The organism is Streptomyces sp. SAS_281, from assembly GCF_052542855.1.
Window position 1 is genome coordinate 1 of record NZ_JBMNDO010000217.1, and the last position, 4,992, is coordinate 4,992.

The 4,992-nt window shown below is 73.9% G+C and carries 4 protein-coding genes; all 4 read left to right on the plus strand.

All coding sequences use genetic code 11. The features are described 5' to 3' along the window. A partial coding sequence (locus tag ACN6LM_RS37445) for a phenylalanine--tRNA ligase subunit beta-related protein (RefSeq protein WP_458576028.1) occupies positions 1–620 on the plus strand: 620 nt, incomplete at its 5' end. Positions 621–930: 310 nt separating this feature from the next. Continuing rightward, complete coding sequence (locus ACN6LM_RS37450; RefSeq protein WP_445069890.1) at positions 931–2,283, plus strand: transcriptional regulator; 1,353 nt, start codon at positions 931–933, stop codon at positions 2,281–2,283. Positions 2,284–2,333: 50 nt separating this feature from the next. Beyond that, complete coding sequence (locus tag ACN6LM_RS37455; protein ID WP_445069891.1) at positions 2,334–2,864, plus strand: NUDIX domain-containing protein; 531 nt, start codon at positions 2,334–2,336, stop codon at positions 2,862–2,864. A gap of 109 nt (positions 2,865–2,973) precedes the next feature. Beyond that, on the plus strand, positions 2,974–4,992 hold a 2,019-nt coding region (locus tag ACN6LM_RS37460; RefSeq protein WP_445069892.1), incomplete at its 3' end, for an AMP-binding protein.

Sequence of the window (4,992 nt, forward strand, 5' to 3'; positions counted from 1 at the left end):
TCCTCGCGGGCCCCCGCGAGCAGGCCGGCTGGTGGGGCAAGGGCCGCCCGGCCGACTGGGCGGACTCCGTCGAGGCCGCGCGTGCCATCGCCCGCGAGGCCGGGGTCGAGGTCACCGTCCGCGCCGACCGGCACGCCCCCTGGCACCCGGGCCGCTGCGCCGCGCTGTACGTGACCGTGGCCGGCGAGGAGACCCTGTTCGGACACGCGGGCGAGCTGCACCCGCGCGCCATCAAGGAACTCCACCTGCCCGAGCGCACCTGCGCCATGGAGGTCGACCTCGACATCCTGGAGCAGGCCGTCGACGGCGTCCTGCGGGCCCCGCGGATCTCCACCTTCCCGGTGGCGACCCAGGACGTCGCGCTGGTCGTCGGCCAGGACGTGCCCGCCGCCGACGTGGAGCGCGCGCTCCGCGAGGGCGCGGGCGAACTCCTGGAGTCGCTGCGCCTGTTCGACGTCTTCACGGGCGAGCAGATCGGCGAGGGCAGCAAGTCCCTCGCGTACGCGCTGCGCTTCCGTGCCGCCGACCGCACCCTGACGGTCGACGAGGCGAGCGCCGCCCGTGACGCGGCGGTGGCCCTGGCCGCCGAGCGGACGGGCGCGGTGCTGCGCGGGGCCTAGTCACCGCGCGGAAGCACGGGAAGGAGGGGCGTCCGGCCACCGGACACGCCCCTCCTGTGTGCTCGCCGTCCGCCCCCGCCGCGGAGTGTCGGGCAGGCCGGCGGGGTGGACCGCGCGGAGGGGGCCGTCCTGCTGTACGAGGGGGAGCAGACGGCCCGTCCGCGCCCTGCGAGGGCACTCATTCAAGCGAGCCACCGGCCGCTCCGGCAGCGTGCGCGGAGGGACGGTTCGGGCATTCCGTTCACACCCCGTGTGAATCGTGCTCCACTGGGGCGACACGTCCTGGCGTGCCGAACCACCGGAGGGGGACATGGGGCCGAGGGAGCCCAACACCGCGCTGGAGGCCCTGATCGAGGAGGCCGGTGTCTCCCGGGCGGGGCTGGCCGCCCATGTGAACCGGGCCGGCCGTGCGCGCGGTCTCGGACTGCGGTACGAACACACCGCCGTCGCCCGCTGGCTGAAGGGCCAGCGCCCGCGCGGCCAGGTGCCCGACCTCATCTGCGAGGTGCTGGGAAACCGCCTGCGCAGGGCCGTGTCACTGGACGACATCGGCATGGACGTTTCCGGCGGAGGCCGGGGGCCCGCCGAGGGCTCCTCGCTCACCGGCTTCGTGGAACGGGCCACCGGGGTGTGGCGCTGCGACGCCCAGCAGCGCCCGCACGTCGTCGCCGCCCCGGCGGTCACCGGGACCGGTGCCGTGATGCCCGTCTGGGAGTGGGAGAACCCGCCGGAGGACGCCGATGTGGCACGGGCCGGGCCGTCCAGGGTCGGCGCGGCCGACCTGGCAACCCTGCGGGCCGCCCGTGACCACTACGAACTGATGTACCGCAGGGCGGGCGGGATCGCGACGCGGGCACGCGTCGTCGGCTTCCTCAACGCCGGGGCCGCGCCGCTGCTGCGCGGCGGCTACAACGACGCGACGGGCCGTCAGCTGCACCGCGCCGCAGGCGCGCTGGTGGCCGTCGCGGGCATCTGCGCCTACGACTCGGACGCGCACGGCCTCGCCCAGCGCTACTTCCACCAGGCGCTGCGGCTGGCCAAGGCGAGCGGGGACCGGGCGCTCGGCGGCTATGTGATCGCGCTGCTGGTCAACCAGTCGCTGTTCCTCGCCGAGTTCCGCCAGTCCGTCGCCTTCGCGGAGGCGGCCCTTCGCGCGGCGGGCCGCGAGATCACCCCCGCGCTCGCCGCCGACCTCCACGCGATGCAGGCCAAGGCGTACGCCCGGCTGGGGGACCGGGGCAGCGCGCTGGAGTGCATCGGCCGCGCCGAGTCCGAGGCCGCCCGCATCAGGCCGGGCCGGGAGCCGGACGAGACGGGCTACGTGCAGCCGGGCCTGGTCGACGTACAGGTGGCGGAGGCGCTGCTGAGCCTCGGGGACCTGCCGGCGGCCCGGGAGCACGCGGTGGCGGCGGTCCGCACCCCCGCGCACGACCGGGGCCGGGTCCACCGCCTCGCCATGCTCACCACGGTCGAGCTGCGCCGCGGCGAGGCGGACCGGGCGGCGGCCACGGCGGTCGAGATGGCGGACCGGGCCCGGGGCATGGAGTCGCAGCGGCTGCGCGACCGGCTGCGGGCGGTCCGGGCGGAGTTGGCCGCCAGCGGGAGCGCCGACGCGGAACGGGCCGCCGAGCGGGTGGACAGAGCGCTGCGCGTACCGCTCTGAGCCGATATCTGCTGCGATACCGCCACCAGCGATCGAAAGGTGGCAGAACCGTGCAGTGGACGAACCTGAATGAACAACCCGTATACGAAAACCGTTGGTTCCGGGTCAACCTGGCCGATGTCGAGCTCCCCGACGGCGCCCGGCTCGACCACTTCGTCATCCGGCTGCGCCCGGTGGCCGCGGCCACCGTCGTCAACGCGGCGAACGAGGTGCTGCTCCTGTGGCGGCACCGCTTCATCACCGACAGCTGGGGCTGGGAGCTGGCGGCGGGCGTGGTGGAGGACGGCGAGTCCCTGCCGGAGGCGGCCGCCCGCGAAATGGAGGAGGAGACCGGCTGGCGCCCGGGCCCGCTCCACCCCCTCCTGACCGCGGAACCCTCCAACGGCCTCACCGACGCCCGGCACCACTTCTACTGGGGCGAGGAGGCGCACTGGACGGGGGAGCCGTGCGACGCCTTCGAATCCTCTCGCCGCGAGTGGGTCCCCCTGAAGCTGGTCCCGGACCTGATAGCCGGCGGCGAGGTTCCGGCGGCGGGCATGGCGGCCGCCCTGATGATGCTGCACCACTTACGACTGGGCTGAGCGGTGTCCCGTGCGCCCATCCAGAAGTTCGCCAGGGCCGGTGCGCCATCGTGTCGTCCCTTACATGGCGCTTTCGGGGTGCGCGCACAAGGCAGGGAAGGGCAACCTCATGAATGTCGGGGAGTTCGTGGCCGCATTGAAGACGGCCGGAGTGGTGCTGCACGAGGAGGGGGGAAGGCTCCGGTACCGCGCGCCGCAAGGGGTGATGACGCCGGAGCGCCTGGAGACGCTCAAGACCCAACGTGACGCGGTCCTCGCTCTGCTGCGAGCCGAGGAGTACGGAGGCGCGGTCGTCGCCGACCCGGCGTCGGCCCATGAACCATTCCCGCTCACCGACGTGCAGGCGGCCTATCTGCTCGGGCGGAGCGAGGCGTTCGACTACGGCGGTGTGGCCTGCCACGGCTACCTGGAGATCGCCGTACCGAACTGGGGTGCCGCGCGGGTCGAGGATGCCTGGAACGCGCTGATCCTCCGCCATCCCATGCTGCGAGCCGTGGTGTCGGCCGAGGGGTACCAGCGCGTGCTCGCGGACGTACCCCACTACGAAGTACGCCACGAGGACCTGCGGGGCGTCCCCGACGAGGTGCTTCAGGGCGCGCTGGAGGCCACCCGCGGCGAGATGTCGCACCAGGTGCGGCAGACCGACCAATGGCCGCTCTTCGACGTCCGTGCCACCGAGACCGACGAGGCCCTGCTCCTGCACGTGGCCATCGACCTGCTGATCTGTGACTACAGCAGCATCCGGCTGCTGCTCGCGGAGCTCGCGGCCCGATGTACGGGCACGGAAGGTGCCGCGAAGCCACTCGACACCACCTTCCGCGACTATGTCCTGGCCGCGAGCCGGCTCCGGGAGGGCGACCGCTACCGGCGGGACCGCGACTACTGGTGGTCCCGCGTCGACGAGCTGCCGGAGGCCCCCGAACTGCCCCTGCGCTCCGACTCCCTCGGCGCCCCGCCCCGCTTCACCCGGCGCGGGCTGCGGCTGAGCCCCGTGCAGTGGCAGACGCTGACCCGGCGCGCGACCGAGGCGGGTGTGACCGCGTCCGGCGTCCTGTTGCATGCCTTCGCGGAGACCATCGGCCGCTGGAGCCGCCGTCCTCGCTTCACGCTGAGCCTCACCGTGCAGAACCGGATCCCTCTGCACCCCGACACCGACCACGTCATCGGCGACTTCAGCTCCACCAGCCTGCTCGGCGTGGACCTCACCGAGGGCACGGCCCTCGTCGACCGCATGCGGACCGTCCAGGCCCGGCTGTGGGAGGACATGGACCACCGGCTCTGCTCGGGCGTCGAGGTGCTGCGGGAACTGGCCCGCCGCCGCGGGCGCGCCGAGGCCCTGCTGCCGGTGACCTTCACCAGCACCGTCGGCGGCGGATCAGCGGGGGCGGAGACCGTGTCCTCGCTGATGCCCGGCGGTGAACTCGTCCACGGCATCACGCAGACCCCGCAGGTCTGGATCGACTGCCAGGTCATGGAGGACGGCGGGGGTCTCCTCGCGCACTGGGACGTCCGCGAGGGAGTCCTCCCCGACGGCATGGCCGACGACATGTTCGCCGCCTTCTCGCACCTTGTGACGCGGCTGGTCGACAGCCCCGCCGTCTGGCAGGACGCCGACCCGCTGTCACTCCCCGCCCGGCAGGCCCGGCAGGTGGCCGACGTCAACGACACCGCCGCCCCGCGCCGCCACCAGCTCCTGCACACCGCATTCGTCGAGCAGGCAGAGCGCACCCCCGACCGGACCGCGGTGGTCACGTCCGGGCGCAGCCTCAGCTACGCCGAACTCCTCGCGGAGGCACGCATCGTGGCCGACGTCCTCCTCGCGGCCGGCATACAGCCGGGCGAGCGGGTGGGCATCGTCATGGAGAAGGGCTGGGAGCAGGTCGTCGCCGTCCTGGGCGTGCTGCTCGCCGACGGCGCCTACCTGCCGGTGGACACCACACAGCCGCCGCTGCGCCGCGACGCCGTGCTGACCGACGCCGAGGCCCGGCTCGTCCTCACCCAGTCCGCACTGCTGCCCGCCCTGAACCTCCCGGCGGACCTGCGGGTGGTCGCCGTCGGTGTTCCGGCCCCGGCCGCCGCGGTCGGCCGCACCGACGACGCCGGGCGCCGCGCGGCGTCCGACGACCTC

What these genes read in the sequence shown, in the direction of transcription:
- ACN6LM_RS37450 (WP_445069890.1), top strand. Translation starts at nt 931, where the DNA reads ATGGGGCCGAGGGAGCCCAACACCGCGCTGGAGGCCCTGATCGAGGAG.